23 protein-coding genes and 3 tRNA genes are annotated in these 24,673 nt (G+C 40.9%); 12 read left to right on the top strand and 14 right to left on the bottom strand.

Annotation, left to right across the window (positions count from 1 at the left end; translation table 11 throughout):
• Positions 1-106 precede the first annotated feature (106 nt).
• The 5 genes from nusG to B5D47_RS07885 all read right to left on the bottom strand — a co-directional run bounded on the left by nusG (position 107) and on the right by B5D47_RS07885 (position 1,332).
• Positions 107-667: a transcription termination/antitermination protein NusG gene (gene nusG / locus B5D47_RS07905; protein WP_078931292.1), complete on the bottom strand. Its 561-nt coding sequence runs from the start codon at positions 665-667 to the stop codon at positions 107-109.
• Between the two features lie 16 nt (positions 668-683).
• Positions 684-872, bottom strand: a complete 189-nt coding sequence (secE, locus tag B5D47_RS07900; protein WP_078931291.1) for a preprotein translocase subunit SecE — start codon at positions 870-872, stop codon at positions 684-686.
• Between the two features lie 31 nt (positions 873-903).
• Positions 904-976, bottom strand: a tRNA-Trp gene (locus B5D47_RS07895).
• Between the two features lie 53 nt (positions 977-1,029).
• Positions 1,030-1,206 (bottom strand): 50S ribosomal protein L33, encoded by a 177-nt coding sequence (gene rpmG / locus B5D47_RS07890; RefSeq protein ID WP_078931290.1) that lies wholly within the window; start codon positions 1,204-1,206, stop codon positions 1,030-1,032.
• 53 nt (positions 1,207-1,259) lie between these two features.
• Positions 1,260-1,332: transfer RNA gene (locus tag B5D47_RS07885), tRNA-Thr, on the bottom strand.
• Positions 1,333-1,478: 146 nt separating this feature from the next.
• On the opposite strand from B5D47_RS07885, the gene epsC reads away from it, so the two are divergent.
• Together epsC and radA are read left to right on the top strand one after the other, a co-directional pair.
• Entirely contained in the window at positions 1,479-2,345 is an 867-nt protein-coding gene (gene epsC / locus B5D47_RS07880; RefSeq protein WP_078931289.1) for a serine O-acetyltransferase EpsC, read from the top strand.
• 273 nt (positions 2,346-2,618) lie between these two features.
• Positions 2,619-3,968, top strand: coding sequence for a DNA repair protein RadA (gene radA / locus B5D47_RS07875; RefSeq protein ID WP_078931288.1), 1,350 nt, complete (start codon positions 2,619-2,621; stop codon positions 3,966-3,968).
• A 149-nt stretch (positions 3,969-4,117) separates the two neighbouring features.
• Here the strand turns inward: radA and B5D47_RS07870 are convergent, their stop codons facing one another.
• Both B5D47_RS07870 and B5D47_RS07865 read right to left on the bottom strand, forming a co-directional pair.
• Positions 4,118-5,317 (bottom strand): TraB/GumN family protein, encoded by a 1,200-nt coding sequence (locus B5D47_RS07870; RefSeq protein WP_078931287.1) that lies wholly within the window; start codon positions 5,315-5,317, stop codon positions 4,118-4,120.
• Positions 5,318-5,353: 36 nt separating this feature from the next.
• Positions 5,354-6,736, bottom strand: coding sequence for a tetratricopeptide repeat protein (locus B5D47_RS07865; RefSeq protein ID WP_159443511.1), 1,383 nt, complete (start codon positions 6,734-6,736; stop codon positions 5,354-5,356).
• Positions 6,737-6,784: 48 nt separating this feature from the next.
• Between B5D47_RS07865 and B5D47_RS07860 the strand changes: the two genes are divergently transcribed.
• Positions 6,785-8,539 carry a hypothetical protein gene (locus tag B5D47_RS07860; RefSeq protein ID WP_078931285.1) on the top strand — a complete coding sequence of 585 codons (1,755 nt, stop codon included), beginning with the start codon at positions 6,785-6,787 and terminating at the stop codon, positions 8,537-8,539.
• Between the two features lie 243 nt (positions 8,540-8,782).
• Positions 8,783-10,267: an MGH1-like glycoside hydrolase domain-containing protein gene (locus B5D47_RS07855; RefSeq protein ID WP_078931284.1), complete on the top strand. Its 1,485-nt coding sequence runs from the start codon at positions 8,783-8,785 to the stop codon at positions 10,265-10,267.
• Between the two features lie 139 nt (positions 10,268-10,406).
• On the opposite strand, the gene B5D47_RS07850 is transcribed toward B5D47_RS07855, so the two are convergent.
• Complete coding sequence (locus B5D47_RS07850) at positions 10,407-11,783, bottom strand: ATP-dependent 6-phosphofructokinase (protein ID WP_078931283.1); 1,377 nt, start codon at positions 11,781-11,783, stop codon at positions 10,407-10,409.
• 499 nt (positions 11,784-12,282) lie between these two features.
• Between B5D47_RS07850 and B5D47_RS07845 the strand changes: the two genes are divergently transcribed.
• The 3 genes from B5D47_RS07845 (at position 12,283) to B5D47_RS07830 (ending at position 17,061) form a co-directional block, all read left to right on the top strand.
• Positions 12,283-12,792, top strand: a complete 510-nt coding sequence (locus tag B5D47_RS07845) for a hypothetical protein (RefSeq protein WP_078931282.1) — start codon at positions 12,283-12,285, stop codon at positions 12,790-12,792.
• A 133-nt stretch (positions 12,793-12,925) separates the two neighbouring features.
• Entirely contained in the window at positions 12,926-15,961 is a 3,036-nt protein-coding gene (locus B5D47_RS07840) for a hypothetical protein (protein ID WP_078931281.1), read from the top strand.
• Between the two features lie 419 nt (positions 15,962-16,380).
• Positions 16,381-17,061: a tRNA-uridine aminocarboxypropyltransferase gene (locus B5D47_RS07830; protein WP_078931388.1), complete on the top strand. Its 681-nt coding sequence runs from the start codon at positions 16,381-16,383 to the stop codon at positions 17,059-17,061.
• Here the strand turns inward: B5D47_RS07830 and B5D47_RS07825 are convergent.
• The 3 genes from B5D47_RS07825 to B5D47_RS07815 all read right to left on the bottom strand — a co-directional run bounded on the left by B5D47_RS07825 (position 17,058) and on the right by B5D47_RS07815 (position 19,911).
• Positions 17,058-18,749 (bottom strand): glycoside hydrolase family 3 protein, encoded by a 1,692-nt coding sequence (locus tag B5D47_RS07825; RefSeq protein ID WP_407701152.1) that lies wholly within the window; start codon positions 18,747-18,749, stop codon positions 17,058-17,060. The two genes, B5D47_RS07830 and B5D47_RS07825, sit on opposite strands and share 4 nt — an antisense overlap.
• A gap of 5 nt (positions 18,750-18,754) precedes the next feature.
• A complete protein-coding gene (trxB, locus tag B5D47_RS07820; protein ID WP_078931279.1) occupies positions 18,755-19,708 on the bottom strand; it encodes a thioredoxin-disulfide reductase in 954 nt (317 codons plus the stop codon).
• Between the two features lie 130 nt (positions 19,709-19,838).
• A tRNA-Cys gene (locus tag B5D47_RS07815) sits at positions 19,839-19,911 on the bottom strand.
• 75 nt (positions 19,912-19,986) lie between these two features.
• On the opposite strand from B5D47_RS07815, the gene B5D47_RS07810 reads away from it, so the two are divergent.
• Genes B5D47_RS07810 through B5D47_RS07795 form a run of 4 tightly spaced genes read left to right on the top strand, consistent with a single transcriptional unit; the run spans position 19,987 to position 23,052 of the window.
• On the top strand, positions 19,987-20,838 hold the full coding sequence (locus B5D47_RS07810; RefSeq protein ID WP_159443510.1) for a GNAT family N-acetyltransferase: 852 nt from the start codon (positions 19,987-19,989) through the stop codon (positions 20,836-20,838).
• A 31-nt stretch (positions 20,839-20,869) separates the two neighbouring features.
• Positions 20,870-21,403 (top strand): NUDIX hydrolase, encoded by a 534-nt coding sequence (locus tag B5D47_RS07805; RefSeq protein ID WP_078931386.1) that lies wholly within the window; start codon positions 20,870-20,872, stop codon positions 21,401-21,403.
• A gap of 26 nt (positions 21,404-21,429) precedes the next feature.
• Positions 21,430-21,966: a hypothetical protein gene (locus tag B5D47_RS07800; protein WP_078931277.1), complete on the top strand. Its 537-nt coding sequence runs from the start codon at positions 21,430-21,432 to the stop codon at positions 21,964-21,966.
• A 15-nt stretch (positions 21,967-21,981) separates the two neighbouring features.
• The gene (locus B5D47_RS07795) at positions 21,982-23,052 is read left to right on the top strand and encodes a threonine aldolase family protein (RefSeq protein WP_078931276.1); all 1,071 of its coding nucleotides are present in this window, start codon (positions 21,982-21,984) and stop codon (positions 23,050-23,052) included.
• A gap of 169 nt (positions 23,053-23,221) precedes the next feature.
• On the opposite strand, the gene B5D47_RS07790 is transcribed toward B5D47_RS07795, so the two are convergent.
• From B5D47_RS07790 to B5D47_RS07780, 3 genes are all read right to left on the bottom strand, one after another.
• Entirely contained in the window at positions 23,222-23,578 is a 357-nt protein-coding gene (locus tag B5D47_RS07790; protein WP_078931275.1) for a hypothetical protein, read from the bottom strand.
• A gap of 35 nt (positions 23,579-23,613) precedes the next feature.
• Positions 23,614-23,940 carry a hypothetical protein gene (locus B5D47_RS07785; protein ID WP_078931274.1) on the bottom strand — a complete coding sequence of 109 codons (327 nt, stop codon included), beginning with the start codon at positions 23,938-23,940 and terminating at the stop codon, positions 23,614-23,616.
• Between the two features lie 94 nt (positions 23,941-24,034).
• A complete protein-coding gene (locus B5D47_RS07780; protein ID WP_078931273.1) occupies positions 24,035-24,358 on the bottom strand; it encodes a hypothetical protein in 324 nt (107 codons plus the stop codon).
• A gap of 69 nt (positions 24,359-24,427) precedes the next feature.
• On the opposite strand from B5D47_RS07780, the gene B5D47_RS07775 reads away from it, so the two are divergent.
• Positions 24,428-24,673: transposase (locus B5D47_RS07775; protein ID WP_078931272.1), on the top strand; the 246-nt coding region annotated here is incomplete at its 3' end.

Raw genomic sequence — 24,673 nt, 5'->3', positions numbered from 1 at the left:
AAAAAAAGAGCCCAGTCACTAGCGAAATACCTCTGTCCAACGGACTTGTATTTCTTCCAAATATAGGAAAAGCCCTATTAAAAAACAGGGCTGATTCTATGCGATTTTAGATAAGTTTTTCAACTTGAAGAAGGTCAACTTCAACCGGTGTCGCGCGTCCAAAAATCTGAACCATAACACGAAGTTTGCCTTTTGTAGGGTCGATTTCCTCAACCGAGCCACTGAATGTTGCAAATGGTCCTTCGGTAATTTTTACCTGATCGCCGATTGCATAATTCTGCTTAATCTTAACGTTTTTCTCGCCTTTAATTTCGCCGGCTTTAAGAAGGAGAGATTTTGCTTCTTCGGCAGAAATAGGACGCGGTCTTTCAGAAGGATTAGTTCCTACAAAACCTGTAACTCCCTGGATATGACGGATTTTTCCACAAAGGTCTTTCCAGCCAAAATCAGGCAAGTCCATTTCCAGCATAATATATCCTGGAAGAATCATGTTTTTTCTGCTGCGTCTTTTTCCGTCTTTAATTTCTACAACTTCTTCTTCTGGAACTTTTACATCTGTAATGATATTTGAATCAAGTTCTCCAGCTTCGAGCATCTGATTAACAGTCCGAAGAATTTTCTTTTCGTAACCAGTATAAGTATGAACTATGTACCAATTTTTAGACATAAATCAAAACCCTCTTTTATGCAGCAGGGAAAAGGAGGCCCATCCCAGCAGAGAACAGAAGATCAAATGCGCCAAGGATTACGGCAATGACAATTGAAGAAATAACAACAACTTTTACAGATGAAATTACATCATCTTTTGTTGGCCAAACAACCTTTTTAAGTTCAGCACCACATTCTTTGATAAAATCAACTGCTTTTGCCATAATTTTCCTCTATAAAAACTAATTTTAATAACAGGCCGGGCAAGACTCGAACTCGCGACACTCGGTTTTGGAGACCGATGCTCTACCAACTGAACTACCGACCTAAATATATCAAGCCGTCTTAAAAAAAAGACAGCCTTATATAAAATTTAAAAGCTTATTTTGCTTTTGTTTCTTTGTGCAATACTTCTTTGCGACAGAAAGGACAATACTTATTCTTTTCAAGTTTGCCAGTAATATTTTTGCGATTCTTAGTTGTTGTGTAGTTCTTGCGTTTGCAGTCTGTACACTGAAGGGCAATAATATCAATTGATGTCTTTTTCTTGCTACCCATTTTTATATTCTCCTAAAAAGATTTTCAAAAATGCTTATTAAGCGTTAGCTTCTAGCTCTCGAGCGGAATCGGACCGCTGACCTCATCGTTACCAACGATGTGCTCTGCCTACTGAGCTACAAGAGCAGGTCAACAATGACGTGTTATAGAAGTGTATAGAACATACAATTTTTCGTCAAGAGCAAAATAATTCATTTCTAAAAAATATAGTATTTTCTTGAATTTTATGCTAGTTTTCTAACGTAATATTTTTCTTTTTTAGGGGAAGCCCAATGGATATGCACAAACTGGTTGACAAAATTCTCGAATCGTACGAAGAAGTCGGCGGAATAAACGGCGAAGGAATAAACAGTTTTCCAAACAGAGAAAATGTCGTTTCTGTAATAAACGAATTACAATGCCTCGTCTTTCCGGGCTACAGGACAGCAGAAGATATTGACCGGCACAACTTGCGCTACGTAACCGGCGAACGCGTCAATAAAATCGTAAACATGCTTACAAAAGAAATTCAAAAAGCGCTGGTTTACGAAAGAACAGTCCGCAACGAAAGCATTTCCGAAGAAGATCTCGAAAAATCCGGATATTACGAAAAAGCGGAAAAAACAGCTCTCGGCTTAATCGAAGCTCTGCCAGAAATCCGCCGCCTTATCCATCTTGATGTAATTGCGCTTTTTGAAGGCGATCCGGCGGCAAAAAGCGATGAAGAGGTAATAGTTTCGTATCCAGGACTGGAAGCAATTGTTGTCTACAGACTCGCCCACTACATTCACAAATGCGGAGTTCCTGTAATTCCAAGAATTATGAGCGAATACATCCACGGAAAGACAGGAATTGACATTCACCCTGGAGCAGAAATCGGCGAAAGTTTTTTTATTGACCACGGAACGGGAATTGTAATCGGCGAAACAACCATTATTGGAAAAAATGTAAAAATCTACCAAGGCGTAACACTCGGCGCCCTCAGCGTAAAGAAAAATTATCAGGACAAAAAACGGCACCCGACAATTGAAGACAATGTGACAATTTACGCGAATGCAACAATTCTCGGCGGAGAAACAGTAATCGGAAAAGGCGCTGTAATCGGCGGAAATACATGGATTATAAAATCCGTGCCGGCTGGAACCATAGTAAATCAGTAAAATTTAATTTTTTGCGGTAATTCTAAAAAAAAGCTTAATTACCGCAGCAACAAAAACCATTTAAACAAAAAAAAACAGGGTTCGCTAAAGACAACGTTTTCAGCGAACCCTGCCGTCCAGCAAGCTGGACATCGGAGAGAGTTTATCAGCTTTTTTACAAGCTGAGATTAATATAATCCGTAGCAGAAAATATGTCTAGTACTTTTATAAAAAAAATTGTCAATTTTAATAAAATTTTGATATTTTTAAGCACAAATTCGGTAGAATAAAAACATGGCAAAGAAAAAATCAATCACAGTCTATAAATGCTCGGAATGCGGCTACACACAGCCGACATGGCTTGGCCGCTGCCCGGAATGCGGTTCATGGAATACTCTTGAAGAATGTATTTCCGACCCAAACTCAACAGCGGCAGCTTTTGGACAGAGCGCAACAGAAAAAATCAAGCCGGTTCCTCTGGCAAATGTAACGGCGCAGGAAAACGCGCGTGTCTCGACAGAAATTGGAGAATTTGACCGCGTCTTAGGCGGTGGAGCAATGAAACGCAGCGCAATTTTAATTGGAGGAGAACCGGGAATTGGAAAATCCACGCTTATGATTCAGACAGCGGCGGCAATTGCAAAAAAATACGGCAAAGTTCTTTATGTTTCTGGAGAAGAAAGCGCAGGCCAGCTAAAAGGCCGTGCAGACAGATTGAATCTGGACACAAAAGGAATTGAAATTTTATGCACAATGAGGCTCGAAGATATAAAAGATGCTCTTTCTGCCCTGAATCCGCTTTTTGTGGTAATAGATTCGATTCAGACGGTTTATTCGGTTGAAGCCGGAATTGTTCCTGGAACAATAAACCAGCTTAAATTCTGCGCGAATGAACTTACAGGCTGGGTAAAAAGCCGCGACAGCGTTTTGATAATGTCGGCCCATGTTACAAAAGAAGGAAATATCGCCGGTCCAAAAAGCCTTGAGCACATGGTCGATACAGTGATTTCGTTTGAAAGAAATGACGATGAGGTAAGATTTTTGAGGGCGCAGAAAAACCGCTTTGGTTCTGTTGACGAGCTTGGAATTTTTGCAATGACCGACAAAGGTCTTGAAGGCGTTGGAGATCCAAGCACAATGTTCATTACAAAGCGCTCCGGAAAAATGCCGGCAGGAATTGCAAACACTGCGGTTTTTGAAGGAAGCAGGGCTTTTATCGTAGAAATTCAGGCATTGACAGTTCCGGCAAAATCTTCGATAAGCAGGGTTTATTCTGACAAGATTGATTCTGCGCGCGTTGCCCGGGTTGCGGCAGTATTGGAAAAACGCACCGGAATACGATTCAGCGACCAGGATTTATACATAAATGTTGCAGGCGGAGTGCGACTTACAGAAAGCTCGATTGACGCGGCTTTGGCAGCAAGCCTTTATTCCGCAAGGACAGACCTTTCGATTCCGGAAAACACAGTGATTACAGGAGAACTCTCTCTTGCAGGAGAAATAAGGCCTGTCGCAAGGCTGAAGCAACGGATTAAAACAGCCGGAGACTTGGGCTTTACGAGCGTGCTTGCCCCGGAAAAAGACAACGGAAGCACAAAAATAGAAAGCATTAAAGAAATGATAAAGATTTTGTTTGCAAAGTAAGGCGAAAAACTAAAACTTAGCCCGGGGTGGAGTGGCGCGCAAAGCGCGTTGCGAAGCGAAGCGGCGCAATGCAACCACGCAACACCGGTTTTGTTTTTGAATGGAACGCTGACGAAAAATGTTTTTGCGTCGGAAAGATGCGCTCCTGTTTATTTTTTAAAAAGTCCTTTTACAAATTCTGCAATTACAACGGCAAAATTTGCGCCTGCGGCAAAAGTTCCGATTGAAGAACCGAGCGACGACAAAAAGAAAACGAGGAGGACACGGAGAATCCGGTTTTTGTAAAAACCTTTTAATGTCAAATCGTCCTGAAGAGTTTCCATGTCGCTTACTTTTGGCTTGCAAAATGTTGCCTGAACCAGCCCTGTAAAAAGGCCGACGCCAACGAGAGGACAAAGACTTGTAAACGGCGCTCCGACAATGGCTGTCAAAACAGCAAGCGGATGTCCAAATGCGATAATTGTTCCAAGTCCGGCAAGCGCTGAATTCCATAAAACCCACGCTCCAAGAAGCTGCGCGCCTTTTGTAATTCCGCCATAAACAAAGCCTGCGGCAATCAGGGCAACGATGAGAGCGGCAATTGTCCAGCCTGCAATTTTTGAACCGACTTTTTTTGGAGGAACTTCTGATATGTCGGAAACGTCGGATGAGGTTTTTCCGGCGGCAAGTTCTTTTAGATAAGCCTCAACGCCTGGAAGATGTCCTGCGCCCAAAACAGCGAGAGTTTTTTTGCCCTTGCAATCCCAAATTTTGCTTGCAAGATAGCGGTCCCGTTCGTCGATTAAAACTTTTTTTACAACCGGCATATAGTCTGCCAGTTCTTTCATCATGCTGTCCATTTCGGAAGAATTTTTTAAATTTTCAATCTGTTCTCCGCTTACTTCCTCTTTGTCAAAGGCACTTGCAAGAAGGGCGGAAATCAACTTGCATTTTCCCCAGAATGAGTTTACTGCCCAGGCGCGGCGCAATGTTACTTGAATCGGGCGGTCTACCATTGCAACAGGGATGTCGCGCTCTTTTGCGCAATTGTCCGCCGCACGCATCTCGTCTCCGGGTTTTACACCGACATTGCTGCCCATTCTTCTTTGAAAACCGGAAAGGACGAGGTTTGCAAGCAGCAAAAATCCTTGATTCGCCTTTAAAACCTTTACAATGTCAAGATTTTTCCAGTCTTCCGGGTTGTTTAGAGATTTGTAGCGGCCTTCGTCAAGTTCAATCGCAACACAGTCCGGCGATTTTTCTTCGACCGCTTTTTTTACTTCGTTGCAGCTTTCCTGACTGATATGCGCTGTTCCTATAAGAATGATTTCTCTGTCGTCAAATTTCAAAACTTTTTCTGTCTGACTCATTTTTAAATTCTCCACTCGGGGATTTTTTAGGATTTTTTATTTTATTCCGCTCGCCCACTGAGCCAGCCTGTATTCAAAAAACATCGGGCTCTGCATTGCGGTAACTTCATTATAATATTTTTGAGCCAGACTGTCTTTGCCCGTAAGTTCATAATAAAGCGCGAGATAAAATAAATATCTGCCTTTTTTTGTGCGGTTTGTTTCTTTAGAGATATTAAGGGCAACCTCCGAGTCTCCGCCACGGTCGTGATACATTCTCACGATTTTGTAGTCAAGGCTCTGTCTGTTCGTGAGTTTTTTCATCAGCGATTCGGTAAAAGTCCGAAGCTCTAGATTTTTCTTTTGCTTAAAAAGACAGGCTGTTATCATCAATTTGTAAGAAATGCTGTCCGGATTTTTTTTAAGGGCCTGTTCAAATGCTTTTTGAGATTCCTCCCAGCTTCCAGCTCCCCAGGCAAGAATTCCAAGACTTTCGTAAGCGTAATAGTACTGCGGATTTTTTTCGACAGTCAAACGGTAGTAAGAAAGAGCCTCTTCGCGGCGCCCCTGCTCATCGTAAAGACCGGCAAGGTACGCATAACCCAGAAAATATTCCGGCTCAAGCGCGACCGCCTGCTTCCATGCAGATTCTGCGCCGGAATAATCTCCTGTCATGCGGCTCCATGTTCCTAAATCAAACCAGTAATCAGTGTTTGAAGGGTCGATTTTTATTGCGGCTTTTATGTATTCAATCGCTTTTTTATACTGAGTGTTTTCTGCTTCGTATTTTCCGAGATATGAATTTACCTGCGGATTATTAGGATTCAGCTTGTAAAGTCTGTTGAAAGCGTCTTTTGCGTCATCGTCTTTTTCCATATAGTAGCACATTTTTCCGTAACCAAGCAGGGCTTCTTCGTTGGTTCTGTCGCCAAAAAGCGCTTTTTTATAATAATCCCGGGCGTTGCGCCAATTTTTTTTGAGCGACTGCTCGTCCGCAAGCTCAATATTTGCCTCGGCATTGTACGGTTCAATTGCGAGAATCTGTTTTATGAACTTTGCCTTGTTTACCTTGTCGCCTTTTTGTTTTGCCGCCATAAAATTCAAATTCAGAACTTCGATATTTTTTGGTTCTTTTTCAAAAAGCGATGAAGCGATTTTTTCCGCCTGCTCAGTTTTTCCGGAAGAAAGCAAAAGACTGCCTTTTAAGCACAAAAGTTCCGTGTCGTTCTTTAAATTTTCAGGAATCGACTCAAAAAGGCTCAAAGCCTGTTCAATTGTTCCATTCTGCAAGACTGAACTCAATTTTTGCACAAATTGAATTTCCTGCGACGAATTTGCCGGCTGAGAATTCTGGGCAAAGGCTACAGGAATACTCACCGCTGCCAGAAAAAACACCGCGCAAAAAATAATTACCGTTCTTTTTTGAAATAATTTTTTCATTTTTCCTCTCATTGAAAATTTTGCTCTCATCAGATAGACTGAAAGCAAATGTTTAGACATCCATTTAGAAAAGCTTTCGGTTTAACCTTCCTTTACGGTTTTATTATTATCGGAATTTTTATTCTCCAATTTAGAAGCGAATCAGTTATTTTAAAAAATGCAGGCCTTTTAAGAATATCGGTTTCTCAAACGCAGGATGCCGACGGCAACATGTCGCTCAAAAACACAGTCGGCGTTTCTTTTAAGGGAATTTCGTTTACGGCGGACGACGTTCATCCAGCTGTTCTCCTCAATTCAAAAACTCAAAATCAAACTCCGCTCACCCTGCTTTCCTGGGAACAGCCTTCTCCGCAAAGTTTTAAATTCAACTTTACAGAAAACACAGCTCTCACTTTTACGGTAAGCGACACGAGTCCGCGCGCAAGCCTTTCAATCGCCGCCCAGCTGCCAGACAGCGACTCATCGCTTTCTCTCTATTATAATCCGGTTTCTGGCTATTCGGTTACAGAACAGAGCCGCTCAAAACAACTTTTTAGTTCAAAAAACATTTCTTACACAATGTCTGCAAACCAGATTAAAGACACCCAGATTATCCTTACAAAAAATGCAAATGTTGCAATGTACACCCGGCTTGACCCGACTAAGGCATTCACTTTTGCTTCTATTCCTATGGATTCTCAGACAGCAACAGCCGCAGCCTACGAAACAACAGTCAGCGATTTTAGAAACACGCTTGTTTCCCAGGCAAATTCGGCTTTTTCAGATTCTTCTACGATTTCGGAAACAGTTGTCGCCGCTTTTGTAGCAGAAATGGCTTCTCAATCGCGCTATCAGGAAGCAATCAAAGCGGTTCCAGATTCGTTCAAAAACGGAGCAAGAAGAACGTATTTTACTTCTCCATACTTTAATACTCTCGTAGCAATGAATCCGAGCCTTGTAATGGCAAATGAAAATTTTGCGTCAATGATTCAAAACGCCATCGAACACAATTCCATCGACGTTTTCTCTGCCGACAACATTGCAGACTACATGCTCAGAAACGAAAAACTCGAAAACGTAAAGCTCCTTGCCGCCCTTCCGGCAACAATTCAGGATTTCCAGCCAACTCTCGTTCAGGCAACCTCAATTCTTCAAGTTTATCTCTCGCTCAAAAAAGCAGACAGTCCGCTTGCAGAAGCATTCCAGCTGGTTACAGAACAGTGCTTAAATTCAATCACTCAGGCATGCACGCTTTCAGTTTCTGACGACACACTCACCCTGCACGACAGAGATTTTGCAGCCGGATTTGTCCAGACTGTCGAAACCGGAACCGTCCTGATTAACTACGGAAAACTCTTTGCAGTTCCAGAATATTGCGCAGGCGGCTACATGCTCATAAACACGGCTTTTGCCCAGAACAAAGCGGCAGACCTCCGCACACTTGCAGAACTTTACCCGATTTTGATAAAAAACAACGCAAATTATCCACATTCGCTCGTAATGGACAAAAATTCAAACGAAACAGTCTGGGCCTGGACTTGCGCCTCAAACATCACTTACGAAGAAAACGAAAATTCTTCTGAAGCTTTAATCACAGTTTCATTCAAGCAAGGCGATTCTCATTACATAATCATAAACGGAATAAAACCTTTCGTCGGAATCGAAATTTACGGACTTTCATTCCACACAGACCCCCGCTTCGAAACTTACAATTCGTCGGGCTACATTTACAACGAAAAAACGCACACTCTGTTCTTAAAGTCGCGGCACAAAGTTTCAAACGAAAAAATCCGCCTGTACTTTAGCACCGTCCGTAACGAATAATAAAAATTTGGAGCGCATTTGGCCTTAAAACCAAAATTTTCCGGTTAAAATGCACATTTTTCGGAATTTCCGGCTCTTACTTCAAGTCCTCGCTTCGCTGCGGTCTTTCCGTGGCGATCCGGGCTATGTTTTGCTGTAAAAAAATTGTTTTTTTTACGTAAAATTTTGTTTTTTATGATATAATCACAGAATAATCATTCATTTGTAGTTTATTTTTTACGCATTTATATTTAAGGGGCAATTGTGAACAAACGCGACTTTCCTAAAATTCACTTCTACGATCAGGATTTTGTAGATATTTACGACAAAACATGGACTTGGCTTTCGGGATTCTGGTTAAATTCAAAACTCGCAGAAGATCCAACCGACGGTTATTTTGTCTATCCTCAGGACAACGACGGAAATCCTGTTTTAACTTCAACAACAGAACCAAAAAGTCCAAACACAATAGCTTCTGCCACAATTGACCAGTTTGAATCTATTTTTTCTTCATTTTTTCTCGTTTATTCAAACCGCAATTATCCGGCAAACCAAAACCTTGACTATTTTTACTCAAAACAGGAACAAAACGGCGCAATCCGCTGGAAATACGATTTAAAAACAGGCAGCCCGGTTTTTACAGAAGACAACCCTGAAGGAATCGGTCTTCCGCTTTTTGCCTGGGCAGAATTCAACCTTTACCACAAGTCTGCAAACAAACGCCGCGTAAAAGAGATTATGCCTGTTCTTCAAAAATACATGGAATGGGTGGATCAGACTTACAAACAGCCAAACGGTCTTTACAGCGCGCCGTTCTCTGCAAGCACAATGTTCAATTCGCCTCGCCAAAATACTTATTATGCAGTCGATTTTAACTCTGCAATGGCAATCAACTGCGCGCACATGAGCGCTTTGGGCGACATTCTCAACGACAAGGAAATAAGTTTCCAGTACAAACGCGCATATTTTTCCCTCAAAACGAGAATCAACTCAATGATGTGGGACAACAATTCAGGTTTTTACTACGACCTGGACAAAAACGAGGAAAAACTTTCTCAAAAAACAATTGCCGGTTTCTGGCCGCTTTTGGCAGAAATTCCAAATGCTGACCGCGCAGACGCTTTAATCGACCATCTTTCAAATCCTTGCACCTTTGGAACAGACCATCCGTTCCCAACATTGAGCGCAGACAGTCCAAACTTCAACGAAAACGGCGAAGGCTTCTGCGGCGCAGTTTATCCGGCATTCAACTTTATGGTTATAAAAGGCCTGGAAAAATACCAGCATTACGCGCTTGCCCGCGAATGTGCAATCAGACACCTTTATTTTATTCTCGAAGGATTACAGCCTGCAAACGGAAAAAAAGGCGACATGTACGAAGCGTACAAACCTTGCAAAGAAGGCCATGCTGTTATGGAATCGGATCCAAAATATCCAAAACAGCGCTATCTTCAGACCGTCGGACTTTCAACAATCGCGCTTATGATAGAAAACGTAATCGGTCTTTCAATCAGCTTGCCGCGCAAGACAGTAGACTGGATTATTCCAAACCTCGAAATTATGGGAATCGAAAAACTTTCCCTCAAACGCAACTTAATCACAATTTTGAGCAACAAGTCTGTCCGCGGCTGGGAAATCCAGATGGAAAGCGAAAAGCTCTATTACTTTACAATCAATATTCTCGATCAGAAGAAAAAAACTCTGCCAATTCCAAGCGGAAAATGCTCAATGCTGATTGATAAACTTTAAAACAAACTTTAAAAACCTTAAAAAAATCCTTTTTTTTCAAAGTCTGTTTATAAAAAAAGCCTGCTGTTTTTTTGAAGCTAAACTTCAACTTTTACAGCAGGCTTTTTTATTCATTTTATTTTTAATTTTGCCCAAAAACTTAATCGTGACTTTCGTGCATTTTCTTGTATTTTTCAGAAAGCGTATTCAAGTTATTCACCATAAGAATCGGCTGTCTTGTAGCATCCAAAGCATCGCGCCACAAAGCGCCTTCCGGATCAACAAAATTGCGCCTTCTAGTCACCATCTGAATCGGCAAATGAACATACTTGTTGTTTACAAGACCTACGACCATCTTTGTTTTTCCAGCCATAGCCGCATGCGCCGCATAACTTCCAAGACGTTCACAATAAATCGAGTCGTTTGCAGTGGTTACAGAAGAACGGATCTGGTAGCTTGGATCAACGTATTTTAAGTTGATGTGAATATTCTTCGACTTAAAGTATTCATTTATCTTGTCGCGCAGGAAAAGCCCGATATCTGCAAGTTTTTTGTTGCCGCTGGCATCGGTTTCGTCAGTAGTAGCAAGCAAATCCTGACCTGCGCCTTCAGCAACGACAATTACCGCATGATGGCGTTCCATAATTCTTTTTTCCAAATGTTCTAAAAATCCGTTCGGACCGTTCAATTCAAAAGGAACTTCTGGAATAAGACAGAAATTTGTCTCGTGACTTGCAATCGCCGTTTCAGTTGCAATAAAACCAGATTCGCGTCCCATAAGTTTTACAAGACCAATTCCGTTAATCTGGCTAAAAGCTTCCATATGGATTGAAGAAACCGCTTCTGTCGCGCGCTGAACAGCAGTTTCAAAACCAAAAGAACGGTCAATAAACAAAAGGTCATTGTCAACAGTCTTAGGAATTCCAACAACAGAAACTTTTAAACCGCGCCTTTCAATTTCGTTTGCAATATCAAGCGAGCCGCGCTGAGTTCCATCACCACCAATAATAAAAAGCATATTTATATTCAACGATTCGATGGCATCAACAATTTCGGCAGTGCGGTTTCCGCCGCCACGGCTGGTTCCCAAAAAAGAACCTCCAATTTTGTGAATATCATCAACCGAATCAGGATTCAAATCAATCGTATCAAAACCGCTTTCCGGGAAAAATCCCTTAAAACCAAATCTAAAACCGCGGATTTTTTTTACACCATAGCGATAATAAAGACAGCGGACAACGGCACGGATTACATCGTTCAAACCAGGACACAGACCGCCGCAAGTACAAATTCCTGCATTTACATGAGCCGGATTAAAATAAATATATTCACGCGGACCGGCTTTTTGCATAAGATTGGAAACATCAAGGTCGTCTTCTTTTGGCGAATCTTCAAAAACATTTACCGCATATCTTACAAACGAAGAATCTTTTACATAGTTTGCACGAAAATCACCATGCTTTGTAGAAAGCTCAATCGGCGAATGAACTTTGCAAGGCCCGAGCTGTTCAATACTAAAATCATATTTCTCTGCCATAAAAACCTCTTTTTGTGAGCAATAAATATCCAGAAAACCTCTAAAAACCGAAATTTCCAAAGACACTCAAATTTTACAACGTATAAAATCTTTTTTCAAATAAATCTATGGTTATTCTTCGTTAATTTTTATTTTTTTTGGAGCGCAATTTACTCACAAACCGGCTCTGCACGGTTCCGCTTTCGCTCCATTCAAAAGGCGAAAAGCTCTTTCCGCCTTTTGAACGCTGTGCGCCGTTCCGATCCGGGCTAAGTTTTTTCGGTTAAACGCATATTTTTGCAAAACACTTATAAAATATTGCTTTTTTTTATTGTTTTTTTTGCAGAAAATTCATTTAAATATCGTCATTCTGCAAATAATGCCCTTATTTTTTCCCGATTTTATTGTATACTAGAATACAGCAGTTTTTATCCGCTGTTTATTCAACATAAAAACTGCGTATCCAAAAAATAATTTATTTGTTCTACGATTAAAGAACGCCAAAACGAGGAGGCTTTTAATGAAAAAGTTAGTTGGTATTATTTCTGCATGTCTTATGCTTTGTACAGCAGCATTCGCAGAAGGTTATTTTAGCGCTGAAGACCAGGAAAAAGGAACTATTACAGAAGACAAAGCTGTAGAAGATGGTTTCGTTCTTCATGCAACAACAGAAAAATACATGAACATTACTAAAAAACCATTGCACAAAGCAGCAAACGGCGAAGAATTCAACATGGCTCTTCAGCTCCAGGGCAGCGGAAACGCTACTTCACGTTCGGTTTCTTTCCCGGCAAAAGCAGGCGAAACAATCACTGTTTGGGGAAACTCTACTTCTAAAACAGATATGCGCTCTATCGTTGTAATCGGACCAGACGGAAAATCTGTAGCAGAACTTTCAATGGACAAAGATGTTAACGGTGAAGGCGGACTTGCTTCTGAAGGTTCTGTAAAAGTTTCTGTTGACGGAACTTACACAGTTTTCTCTAAAAAATCAGGCATCAATATCTACAAAATCAACGTTGGAAAGTAATTAAATCCTAACTAAATTAAGCGCGCAGACTTTTCCTAAAACGAGAGTCTGCGTTTTTTGTTAATACAAGATACAAGTTTGCATTGCAAACTTACTAAGCAATTGCAATTTCGACTTTTTATGGGAGAACAAGATGAAAAAAATTGTTTCTTTGGGTCTTTTTGCAGCCCTTGCTTTTTCTGGATTTGCTCAGTCAGCACGTCCGGACTGGTCAAGCGTTGCAGCCCCAAAAATCACATCTGTAGGTCTTAGCGAAGGAAATCCAAACGAAATTACCGTAAATTTTAACGCTCCTACAGACGCAAAAACAGCCGACAAAGGCTATGTAGAAATGAAGGGTCCGTTCGGAAGCCCTGTAAAAAACACATTCGGAAAAGCGCGCAGAGCCGCAAAACATTCTGAATTCACACCTGAATTTTCCGGAAAATACACATTCACTGTTTATACACAGCGCAATAACGAATCAACAGCAAAAGCTTCTGAGCCTGTCGCATTCGACTTTAGCCTTCCACTCACAAAGCCTGTTTTAAGCGTTTTAAATATTGGCAAAAGCACACTTTCTGTAAAATGGGATCCTGTCGTAGAAGCAGAAAAATACATTGTTTCTTACACAGAAAACGGCAAAACAAAAGAACTTCCTGCAACAACAGGTATTTCCGCAGAAATCAAAGGTCTTAAAGACGGCGATTTCAGCGACATTATAGTTTATGCAGTTCGCGGCAAAGAAAGAGTAGCTTCTTCAACAATGCACAAACTCGTGCGTCAGGAAAAAGAACGCGTATGGACATTCACAGAATTTGGAACTTCTACAAACCCTGCCCGCAACCGTTTTGAACTTCTCGATCCAAACAACCTTAAAGTTGCACTTTATTCATGTACTTACGACGAAAATACCGGCAATATCCTTGAAAAAGGCGGAAAATTCGAAAGTTACTTTGATGGAATTTCTTTCTACTACACAGTAATAGATCCTAAAAAAGAAAACTTTGAACTTACAGCTACAGTTCACGTAGACTACCACAACCCAATGGCTGACGGACAGGAAGGTTTTGGTGTTCTTGCGATCGACCGTCTTGGCGTTGAAGGCCAGCCTTTGATGATTGCTTACAATAACTCGGCAGGAGTTATTACACGCAAATTTACAACACACATCAACGGCGTAAAAAAAGAAATTAAAGACGGAATTGGCGCCCGTTTTGTAAGCGGACTTACCGACGAAATTATTGCTCTTGGCGACGAAGGAATTAAATCTCACGCAACAAGCAAATCAGACGCATTCTCTTATGACCAGGGCTCAGATGCAATCAAGACAGGCGACACATATCGCGTTACACTCAAAAAAGACAACACTGGTTACCATGCAATCTACAAACGTGCAATTCCTTCAGAAGACACAAAAGAAGAATTCATAATGTACGATCCAGAGAACAACAAGCTCCTCCAGCTCGACAAAGACCACATTTACATTGGTTTTGCAGTAGCACGCGGATGCAACGCAACTTTCTCTGACGTTGTTCTCAATATCACAGATCCTAAAAAAGACCCTCCAGCTCAGGAAGAACCGCCGGAACTGGTTCCTCTTTCAACAACAATCGACTGTCCAACAACATGGTACAATAAGAAATATCCATTCGCATTTACAACAAATGCAAACGGAACTATCAGCGTAAAAACAACTGACGGAAAAGTTCTCATCAAAGGAGACAAAATTACAGTTCCAGAAGGAAAAGTTTTTGCTGACTATAAAAAGACAATCAAAATCAACACGGATTTGAACGACCTTCTCGTTACCTTCGATCCAGAAGACAATTGGCGTCCAGCTCCTAAAAAAGTTATTGCTCAGTTCAACGCAGAAGATAACGACTACGAAATGAACTACAAGCCGGTAACTTTCTCTCACACAATCATTTCTAAAACATACAAGGGCAAGGTTCTTTATGTTTCTCCAAATGCAAATGCATTCGGAAAAGGCACTAGCGATGATCCTCTCGACCTGGGCTCAGCAGTTGCATACTGCCAGCCTGGACAGAAAATCATTCTTAAAGCAGGAACTTACTATCCTGGAAAGAGCCTCGAAATTGAACGCGGAAACGACGGTACTGAAAAAGCAAGAAAATATCTTGTTGCAGACGCTGGAACACGTCCAATCATCGACTTCTCAAAATCTAAGGCAAAAGTTACTGCAGTAAACCTTTACGGAAGCTACTGGACACTCCAGGGATTCGATATTACAGGTACTCCTGGAGACGTAAAAGCCCTTCAGGTTGCAGGAAATTACAACGAAATCAGAATGGTAGACACTTACCTTAACGGCGATACAGGAATTCAGATTTCTGGACGTTCTTCTGAGACTTTTGACAAGTGGCCACACGACAACTTGATTTACGGCTGCGAATCTTTCGGAAACTCTGACCCTGCTCAGAACAATGCGGACGGTTTTGCTTCTAAACTTACATCTGGCGAAAACAACGTATTCCGCAACTGTGTTGCACACCACAACGTAGACGACGGATGGGACTTCTACTCTAAGGTAGAAACAGGTGCAATCGGCGCAGTTCTTATCGATAACTGTATTACTTACGCAAACGGAACAAAGCTCGACGGAACAGGAAACGGCGATGGAAACGGATTTAAACTTGGCGGCGACGGAATCGCAATCAAGCATATTCTCCGCAACTCAATTTCCTGGGGAAATGGAGTAAACGGTGTAACCTGTAACTCTAACCCGGCTCTTATTCTTGATCACGTAACAGTTTACGGAAGCGGAAACTACAACGTTTCTCTTTACGGAAAAGGCAAAGCTGCCGCTAACCCACGCGTATTTAAGGCAGATGGAGTTCTTTCTGCAAACGGCGGCGCAGGCGACAACTTTGACGCTTCTAACGATCCAGACCTTGCAAAACGCCTTGCTGCAAAAAACAACTACTTCTTTAACGGTGCAAAATCTGTAAACGTTGACGGAACTGCAGTTGATATTGCAAAAACATTTGTAAGCACAGACATTGCAAAATGGGCTAACGGATTTAACACTGACGGTTCATTTAACCGCATTCCACGTAACGAAAACGGAGTATTCGATATTGGCGACTTGTTCCGCCTTACAGACAATGCTCCAGAAAACACTGGTGCTGACTACAATTACGTGTCAAAAAATGCAAATGCTAAATAATTTTTAGAAACTTACAAAAAATCTAAAAATTGACCGGAAGTGCCGCCCAAATTTTGGGCGGCACTTTTTTTTGCGCTCGACCGGGCTTGCAGCCTGGATTGCTGCATGCTGTCGCATGCTGCGGCTTTTGCTTGCGCAAAACCCGTTTATTTTCGTGTGCGCTAAAGCGCACGACCGGGCTTGCAGCCCGGATGCTTGCATGCTGTCGCATGCTGCGGCTTTTGCTTGCGCAAAACCCGTTTATTTTCGTGTGCGCTAAAGCGCACGACCGGGCTTGCAGCCCGGATTGGAACCCCGGAGTTGCCGGAACGGCAATGAGCGCCTAGCGAAGGGTGGAAAGCCGGTTTGAACGTAAAATGTGCTCCCCAAAAAAATAAAAAGCGGTTTCTTTTCGTTTGATTTTTTTTTATAATTCCAAAATGCGCGATTTTTGTTACAAATGTTTTAGACCAAAAGATAGTTGTGTCTGCGAAGTTTTAAAGCCTTTTGACCCAGGAATTAAATTTGTTTTTTTAATGCACCCGAAAGAAGCTAAAAGGCAGCGCACTGGAACTGGACGAATTGCTCACGCCGGCTTGATTGATTCTGAAATTATTATGGGAATCGATTTTACAAAAAATGAACGGTTGTGCGGACTTTTGCAGGACCCGCAGTATTTTCCGGTTTTGCTGTACCCTGACCAGAATGCATGGAATTCTAAAAAAGAAGGTTTTAAAGAAGAACTTAACGGTCGAAAACTTTTGGCGATTATTATTGATTCAACATGGTTTTGCTCAAAAAAAATGATTAAACTTTCGACAAATATCATGGCGCTTCCAAAACTGAGTTTTTCCGGCGAATATCGTTCGATTTTTACTTTTAAGCGCGAACCGCATCCTGAATGTGTTTCGACAATCGAAACCTGCTATTATTTGATAAGGGAATTTCAGGAAAGCGGTCTTATTGAAAAGACCTCAAATCCCGAAAGTTTAATGGACGCTTTTAAGATGATGATAAAATTCCAGCTTCAAAAAGAAAATGACAGGATTGCAGGTCTTTTGCCGAATACTCACGCAAATGACTACAAATTCACGAAGAAAAAGGAAATTCCCGATTTTTAATTGAGCGGAAGCTCGCCGTCTGCCTCAAATTCGCCGTTTAGAGCGCCAAATAACGCTTTGAAGGTGTATGGCGAATAACTGTAGCCGAGCAAAATTGTGTCCGCCCACTTGCAGTTTAACACCGGAACTGGAGAAAGAACCGACATTATTACAACTTTTTTGCCAAGGTTTTTCAAATGTTCTGCAATCATTGCGCTGCGTTCATTTGCGACACAGATTATTATTGTGTCATAATTTTTTGCAGTTGTTTGAATATTGCGGCTCATCCAGTCTGCCTGATTTGGTCCCATTTCGTAGTCGAATTTGAATTCCGCACAGTTTGAATAGCGCTTTTTTGCCTCTTCAAAAAAATCAGGAAACTGGGTCTGGCCAGCAAGCAAAATGCGTTCGTTTTCGTCAGGAGCAAAAGGCAGGCATTTTCCTGTTTTGTAGGCTGTTATTGAACGGCAAGCCTGGCTTAAAAAGAATTTCTGCCCTTCTCTGTCAGGAATTTTCTGGTCAAGAGTTGCCGGATCTGGATAAAGAGGAGCGGCATTATTGCTCTTAAAATAATTCAATTTGTATAAAATTACGCGTCTTGCGGCTTTCTGGACAGTTTGCTTAAAAGCCGTGCTTGATTCCATTAGGGCAAGGTTTGAAGTCCACAAGCTTTCGTTCCAGCGCGCAGTTGTAGAAGAAATTACAATGTCGTTTCCAGCTTCGATTGCAAGACGAAAAGCCCGGCTTAAACTTCCAGCGTACATTGTCGCTCCGTTCATCATCATATCGTCAGTAATAATCAAACCTTCGTAGCCCAGACGGTTGCGCAAAATGTCGGTTAAAAAAACTTTTGAAAGACTCGCCGGTTCACCGTTTGAAATAATTTTTGGAAAACTCAGATGACCGCTCATAATTGCAGGAATTTTTTCGGCAATTAAAAATTTAAACGGAACAAGCTCGCGGTTTTCGAGAGTTTTATAGTCAATGTCAATTTGCGGAAGATTTCCGTGGCTGTCGAGGCTTGTGTCGCCATGTCCCGGAAAATGTTTGGCTGTCGGAATAACTCCGGCAGCAATTGAGCCGGCAGAAAAACTTGCGCCAAGCTGGCCTACAAAATCAGGATTTGATCCGAAAGAGCGTGGACCGATTACCGAAGACTGCAAATTTGTGTAATTGTCTACGGTCGGAGCAAAATTCATATTTATTCCAAGAGCCTTGATTTCGCGGCTTATGTAATAGCCAGAATAATAAGCGTCGATTGGATAACCGCTTGCGCCAATTGCCATGTTGCCAGGAGTTTCGGAAGTCTCACCTTTTACATGACGAATCCATCCGCCTTCCTGGTCAGTTGCCACAAAAAGAGGAATACGAAGTTTTCGAGACTGTGATTTTTTTTGAAGTGTTGCAACAGAACTTGCAACAAGTTGCGTATTGTCTGTGTTCCAGCCAAAAACTTTTACGCTTCCAAGCCCGCGTTCATAAACCCATTTTATTAAAAGCTCGCTCGGTTCTGCGCCTGCCCAGCCAAACATTAAAATCTGGCTTAAAAGTTCGTCATTGCTCATTTTTCCGACCAAAAAATCAGCAAGCTCTTCCGCAGGATAATCGCTCCAAAAATCCGCATCTTCAGGAATTTTTGTCTGCGAAAAACAAAAACTGGCAATTAAAGCAAAAATTGTGCAAACAAGGACAAGTTTTTTTTTCATCATATTTTTTATTCACTTTTAGAATTTGACTGTTTTGAATTTTTAAGCAGGGTTACGTATTCGTGAGCCTGATGAGCTGCGATTGCTCCGTCCGAAGCCGCCGTAATAAGCTGCCGGAAAGGCTTTGCCCGGACATCGCCTGCCGCATAAATTCCCGAAACAGCAGTTTCCATTTTGTAATTTGTAATAAGATAACCGCCCTCGTCTTTTTTTAGCATATTTACAAGTTCTGTGCGCGGATTCATTCCAACAAAAACAAAAACCGCATCGCACGAAAGCTCTGTTTTTTCGCCAGAAATATTGTTCTTGAGCAAAACAGAATCCACTTTTGCTTTGCCGTTGATTTTTTCAACCTGAGTGTCGTAAAGAATTGAAATATTTTTTACTTTTTGAATTTTCTGCTGAATTGCCTTTTGAGCACGAAGTTCTCCGCGTCTGTGAACAAGAATTACGCTGTCTGCAAGCGAAGAAAGATAAAATGCCTCTTCGCACGCACTGTCGCCACCACCAACAACGACAATTTTTCCGCCACGAAAAAAAGGCCCGTCGCAGGTTGCGCAATAGCTTACGCCACGACCGCTAAATTCTGCTTCGCCCGGAATTTCAAGTTTTTTATGAGCTGCGCCTGTTGCGACCAAAACAGAATAAGCCGAAATTTTGCCATTTTCTGTCTCGATCAAAAATTTTCCCTTGATTTTATCTATTGAAAGAACCTTTGTTTTTTGAATTTCTGCGCCAAAACTCTCTGTCTGAGAGAGCATATTCTGAATAAAAGTAGAGCCTTTTACTGATGGAAAAAAACCTGGAAAATTTTCCAGATTAAAAATATTCAACGCCTGACCGCCGGTTTCGCCGCAATCAATTAAAAGAGTAGAAAGTCCGCTTCTGGCTCCGTACTGCGCCGCAGTCAAACCAGCCGCGCCTGCGCCAACCACAACAAAGTCGTAAAAATCTTTTTGCATATTTTGATTATACAAAAAAAAATGCCCTTACTCTACATAAGGACACATATATATAAACGGGAACAGGCTTTGCCATTGGCTCCCGGAAATAAAAAAGCGGAAGTAATTTTGCAATCACTACCGCTTTTTAAGGCGTCTAACAGAATCGAACTGTTCAATCACGGTTTTGCAGACCGTTCCCTTAGCCACTTGGGTAAGACGCCGTATTTGCTCAGTATATAAAAAATAAAAATTCGTGTCTAGTCTTTTTAACCTTTTATCGCTAAAATATGTGGAAAATGTTTATTGAACTAATGCAGGATGCTGACAAAAACGAAATTCTCAGTTATATGCTTCCTTACGAAAAATTCTCGGTCACTCTTTATTCGGAAATTCTCCACGGAGGAAAATCAATTTACGTTTTAAGAGGAAATTTTGGCGAAATCCACGGAATTTTCAGCTGGTGGCAGGGAAGTTCAATTCACCACTGTCTGCCGGAACTTTACGGAAAAAACCGAAGCGAAATCGAAAGCGCCTTTGTAAAATTTTTTGAAGAAAATTCAATAAAATACATTTTTAGCATTTCGGGCGAAAAAAGCGGCACTTTAATGCTAAAAAAAATTCTCGAAAACAGTTTTGAAAAAACACCAAAAGTTCAAATCGAATATTTTTTAATGGAAAACGGACGTTTTGACTCTGCAAAAGACCTTGCAAGAATGAACCGACAGCTTTCCGTAGAAAAATGCGGCGAACAGGAAATTTCAAGAGTGTTTCCTCTTCAGGTTGAATTTGAAAAAGAAGAAGTTGTTTTTGAACCAGAACTTTTTAACGAAGACCATTGCCTTGCAAAATTTGAAAATTTTGTCGACGCTGGAGCAGTTTTTGTCGGAAAAATCAAAAATGCGCCGCTTTGCAAACTGACTGTAAGCGCTCAAGGAAAAAATTATGTTCTTTTGGGCGGAGTTTTTACGGTTCCAAAATACAGAAACTGCGGACTTGCAAAAGCGCTTTTAAACAGCGTAAGCCAGAAATTTGCCGCGCAGTCAAAAAAATGCACGCTCTTTGTAAAAACAGAAAATAAAGCGGCAATAAAAGTCTACGAAAAAACAGGATTCAAAAAATTCTGCAATTTTGAGATTTTATATTATTAAAACAAAACATAAAAATTTTATGGGAGATTTTATGAACGATTTTAATTTATGCCCAAACTGCGGAAGCAAAAACATAAAAAATGTCAAAAACCGAAAATGGCTGTGTCAGGACTGCGGTTTTGACCTTTACAACAATGTTGCAAGCGCCGTCGGTTTAATAATCTGCGGCAAAGAAAACAAAATTCTTCTGGAAGAACGTGCAAAAGAACCAAAAAAAGGCTTTCTCGCTTTTCCGGGAGGATTTGTAGATCCGGACGAAACAGCAGAACAAGCCTGTATCCGCGAATGTATGGAAGAAATCGGAGCAAAACCTGTGGAATTAAAATATCTTTGCAGTTTTCCAAACACTTACGAATACAAAAATATCACCTACAAAACCTGCGACCTTTTTTTTGAAGCAATTTTGCCAGAAAATACGGAATTTTCCGCACAAAAAAGCGAAGTTGCCAGCTTAAAAAGAGTTTTAATTCAAACAGAAGAAGATGTGGACAACGCAAACCTCGCCTTCGAAAGCGCAAAAAAAACTTTAAAACTCTGGCTAAAAAAGGTAAACTCAAAAGGGTAAGATAATTTTAATCAAAAGGAAAAAATATGGACGTAAAAAACTTAACAATTGCATTTACAATCGCCGGCTACTGCATTTTTGCCGCGCTTATTATTTCAATTCCATTCAAAATAAAAAAATTAAAAAGTGAATGCGGCGAATTAAAAATGGCACTAAGGTCAGACTTTCCTTTACGTTCGATTTTGACCTTTGCAGTCTGCGCGCTTTTGCTCGGAGTAATTCCATTCCGAAATTTCCAGCTTTATCTTTCGGTAGTCTTTATTTTGACGGCACTTTTGGGTTCAAGCATTGCGTCAAAACAAGTCGTAAACAGCGGAATAAACGGCATTTACGAAAATATGATAATCAGCGACACAACCGCCATAAAATACGAAAACATTCTCTCTTTGCCAACACTTAGTTACGAAAACCAAAAAGAAACGACAAATGTCGATTTTAGGCTTCTCGAAATTTTGACAAAAAGCGGAGCAAAAATCACTATGGTTTTTCCAAACGAACAGACAAGAAATCAGGCGCTCAACGTAATTCTTGAACAGTGTCCGCGCCTAAAAACAGAAGAATAAATCAGGAAAATAAAAATGGACGAAATCAAAACTACTCAAAACGAAGGGGAAAAACTAGCCTTTCAATCAGATTATATGGAAGGCGCGCATCCTGCCATCATAAAAAAACTGGCCGAAACAAACCTGCTGCACACAAGCGGCTATGGCTCAGACAAATTTTGCGAAGAAGCAAGAACTTTAATCCGCAAAGCCTGCGAAACTCCAGACGCGCAAATACAGTTTTTGACAGGCGGCACTCAGACAAATTCAACAGTAATCGACTGCCTTCTAAAAAAATGGCAGGGCGTAATTGCAGCCGAAAGCGGACACGTTGCGGTTCACGAAGCTGGAGCCGTTGAATACACAGGCCACAAAGTAATCGCACTGAAAGCTCAAAACGGAAAACTTTCTGCAAAAACTATCGAATCTTACATAAAAGATTTTTACGCCGACGCAAACTGGGAACACGTGGTTGAACCAGGAATGGTCTACATTTCCCAGCCAACAGAATTCGGAACAATTTACTCAAAACAAGAACTTTCCGACATTTCAAAAGTCTGCCGCCAGCACAAAATTCCACTTTTTGCCGACGGAGCACGACTTGCCTATGCGCTCGGAAGCAAAGAAAACGACGTAAGCCTAAAAGACCTTGCCCGCCTGACCGACGTTTTTTACATTGGCGGAACAAAATGCGGCACACTGTTTGGCGAAGCCGTCGTAGTCCCAAAGCCAGAACTAATTCCTCATTTTTTGACACAGATAAAACAGCACGGCGCATTGCTTGCAAAAGGGAGACTTCTCGGAATTCAATTTGCTGAACTTTTCAAAAACGACCTTTACCTCGAACTCGGAAAAACAGCAGATTCTTACGCGCAAAAAATTCAGGACGCGCTCACCGCCGCAGGCTACAAACTTTATTTTGTTTCTCCGACAAACCAAGTTTTTTTTGTAATCGAAAATTCAAAATTGCAGCCGCTTGAACAAAAAGTAATGTACGGATTTATGGAAAAATACGACGAAAACCACACCGTAATCCGTTTTTGCACAAGCTGGGCAACCACAGAAAACGACGTAGAAAAACTTTTACAAGTCATAAAAGAAATGTGATTTAAATTTTTGGACGGCAATTTGCCCAAAACCAGACAATTTGCGCAAATTGCGCTGTCCATAACTGGAAAAACCGGCTGCTTTGGGTTCGGTAGCCCTCATTGGCGGCTTCGCCGCCAACTGCCGCCCGTCGCATCCGGCGTAAGTCCACCGTATTTTTTCTTAAAAATCATTCTTCGTAATCGAAAATTTTAGTTTCGTCTTCCAGAAAAAGCCAATACTTAGAATAAGGCTTAATCCAGTCGCCATTTTCCGACCAAAAACCACTTCTTACGAGCACATAAATCCAAGTTCCGTTTTGAGCTTCCTTGACTTTTAAGACACGCACTTTTAGTCCGCCTTCGTGGTTTAAGGTTTTTGCAACAATTTTGCTAGACAAAACAGGCTCACTTCTCAATTCAACCTGACCATTTATTGTAAAAATTGAAGATTCTTTTATTTCATGGCAAAGCGAAAATGCCGGCAAAACAAAAAATAAAACTAAAAAAACACTGATTAAATTTCTGTAAAAATTAAAATCTTCCATAAAAACAAACTCTCCTCAAATTAAAAATAATTTTTTTATATTTTTTCAAAAGCCGAAATTATAAAAACTCCGTCTTTTAAAATTTCAAATCCATTTTTTTGATTTTCGTCAATTTTTCCTTCCAGATGAATTTTATTTCCCTGAAGCTTTGTAACATCTTCCAAAACAAAATCCGCGCCGTCGGCAACTTTTAACGAAAAAATTCTTCCGTCATCGCATACAATTCCCGGAAAACCAACCGGCGAATTTCCGTACCATTTTATAAAGCCTTCGATTTCTAAAGTTTCGTCATTTTTTGAAAACGAAAAAACCGCGCCGCAAAAAAACAAGGCAAAGGCCAAAAAGCAAAATATTTTTTTCATTCAGTTTTTCTCCCATAAAAAGTCAAGATTAAAACTTTCGTTTTAGGATTGACTTTTTAAGCTGTTTCGCAACAAAGTACGAAACATCCTTTTTTTATTTAATTATCAAATATATTTTTTCCGCACCCGTTCCAGACGAAAAACTGACAGAAACACTCGAACCGGAAAAAGTTCCTATTCCGTGAATTAAAATTCCATTTTCCGGTCTTAACTCAACACTTTTTGCATTAGCGTAAAAAATTGCAGGTCCATAATATTTTTTTTCATTCACAGAAAAAGAATATTCAGAATCGAAAATGTTGTAAGCGGTCATTGGATATTCATAAGGAGCTGAACTGTAATCGCCTGAATTGTATTCGAGTGTACAGTCTGCATCTTTATTGTGCGTATAGGTTGAATCTCCAAAAAGCGCCAGCATGAAAGGATACAATAAAAGTGCAGTCGAAAAATACCTAAAATTTTACGAAAATAAAGAGAGGTATTTCGAATGCAAAGGTACAGCAAAGAATTCAGGGAAGAAGCAATTTCGCTTTCAGATGAGATTGGACCAAAGAAGGCAGCACAGCAGCTGGGCATAAACTACGCAACCATAATTGACTGGAGAAAGAAAAGAAAAACAAAAGAAAAGAAAGAAAAATCAACAGAAGAACCAAAAACTGTCGAGGAACTGCAGAAAGAAATTGCAGAATTGAAAAAAGCCAATGACATACTGAAGGATGCCCTCGGTTTTTTC

The organism is Treponema berlinense, from assembly GCF_900167025.1.
Lineage (GTDB): Bacteria > Spirochaetota > Spirochaetia > Treponematales > Treponemataceae > Treponema_D > Treponema_D berlinense.
The sequence above is the reverse complement of the archived record's forward strand: the minus strand, read 5'-3'. Positions and strand labels throughout refer to the sequence as shown.

Excerpts from the sequence above, each read along its gene's own strand:
- nusG (WP_078931292.1), bottom strand. The coding sequence starts at position 667 with ATGTCTAAAAATTGGTACATAGTTCATACTTATACTGGTTACGAAAAG.
- secE (WP_078931291.1), bottom strand. The coding sequence starts at position 872 with ATGGCAAAAGCAGTTGATTTTATCAAAGAATGTGGTGCTGAACTTAAA.
- rpmG (WP_078931290.1), bottom strand. The coding sequence starts at position 1,206 with ATGGGTAGCAAGAAAAAGACATCAATTGATATTATTGCCCTTCAGTGT.
- epsC (WP_078931289.1), top strand. The coding sequence starts at position 1,479 with ATGGATATGCACAAACTGGTTGACAAAATTCTCGAATCGTACGAAGAA.
- radA (WP_078931288.1), top strand. The coding sequence starts at position 2,619 with ATGGCAAAGAAAAAATCAATCACAGTCTATAAATGCTCGGAATGCGGC.
- B5D47_RS07870 (WP_078931287.1), bottom strand. The coding sequence starts at position 5,317 with ATGAGTCAGACAGAAAAAGTTTTGAAATTTGACGACAGAGAAATCATT.
- B5D47_RS07865 (WP_159443511.1), bottom strand. The coding sequence starts at position 6,736 with ATGAAAAAATTATTTCAAAAAAGAACGGTAATTATTTTTTGCGCGGTG.
- B5D47_RS07860 (WP_078931285.1), top strand. The coding sequence starts at position 6,785 with ATGTTTAGACATCCATTTAGAAAAGCTTTCGGTTTAACCTTCCTTTAC.
- B5D47_RS07850 (WP_078931283.1), bottom strand. The coding sequence starts at position 11,783 with ATGGCAGAGAAATATGATTTTAGTATTGAACAGCTCGGGCCTTGCAAA.
- B5D47_RS07845 (WP_078931282.1), top strand. The coding sequence starts at position 12,283 with ATGAAAAAGTTAGTTGGTATTATTTCTGCATGTCTTATGCTTTGTACA.
- B5D47_RS07840 (WP_078931281.1), top strand. The coding sequence starts at position 12,926 with ATGAAAAAAATTGTTTCTTTGGGTCTTTTTGCAGCCCTTGCTTTTTCT.
- B5D47_RS07830 (WP_078931388.1), top strand. The coding sequence starts at position 16,381 with ATGCGCGATTTTTGTTACAAATGTTTTAGACCAAAAGATAGTTGTGTC.
- B5D47_RS07825 (WP_407701152.1), bottom strand. The coding sequence starts at position 18,749 with ATGATGAAAAAAAAACTTGTCCTTGTTTGCACAATTTTTGCTTTAATT.
- trxB (WP_078931279.1), bottom strand. The coding sequence starts at position 19,708 with ATGCAAAAAGATTTTTACGACTTTGTTGTGGTTGGCGCAGGCGCGGCT.
- B5D47_RS07810 (WP_159443510.1), top strand. The coding sequence starts at position 19,987 with ATGTTTATTGAACTAATGCAGGATGCTGACAAAAACGAAATTCTCAGT.
- B5D47_RS07805 (WP_078931386.1), top strand. The coding sequence starts at position 20,870 with ATGAACGATTTTAATTTATGCCCAAACTGCGGAAGCAAAAACATAAAA.
- B5D47_RS07800 (WP_078931277.1), top strand. The coding sequence starts at position 21,430 with ATGGACGTAAAAAACTTAACAATTGCATTTACAATCGCCGGCTACTGC.
- B5D47_RS07795 (WP_078931276.1), top strand. The coding sequence starts at position 21,982 with ATGGACGAAATCAAAACTACTCAAAACGAAGGGGAAAAACTAGCCTTT.
- B5D47_RS07790 (WP_078931275.1), bottom strand. The coding sequence starts at position 23,578 with ATGGAAGATTTTAATTTTTACAGAAATTTAATCAGTGTTTTTTTAGTT.
- B5D47_RS07785 (WP_078931274.1), bottom strand. The coding sequence starts at position 23,940 with ATGAAAAAAATATTTTGCTTTTTGGCCTTTGCCTTGTTTTTTTGCGGC.
- B5D47_RS07780 (WP_078931273.1), bottom strand. The coding sequence starts at position 24,358 with ATGCTGGCGCTTTTTGGAGATTCAACCTATACGCACAATAAAGATGCA.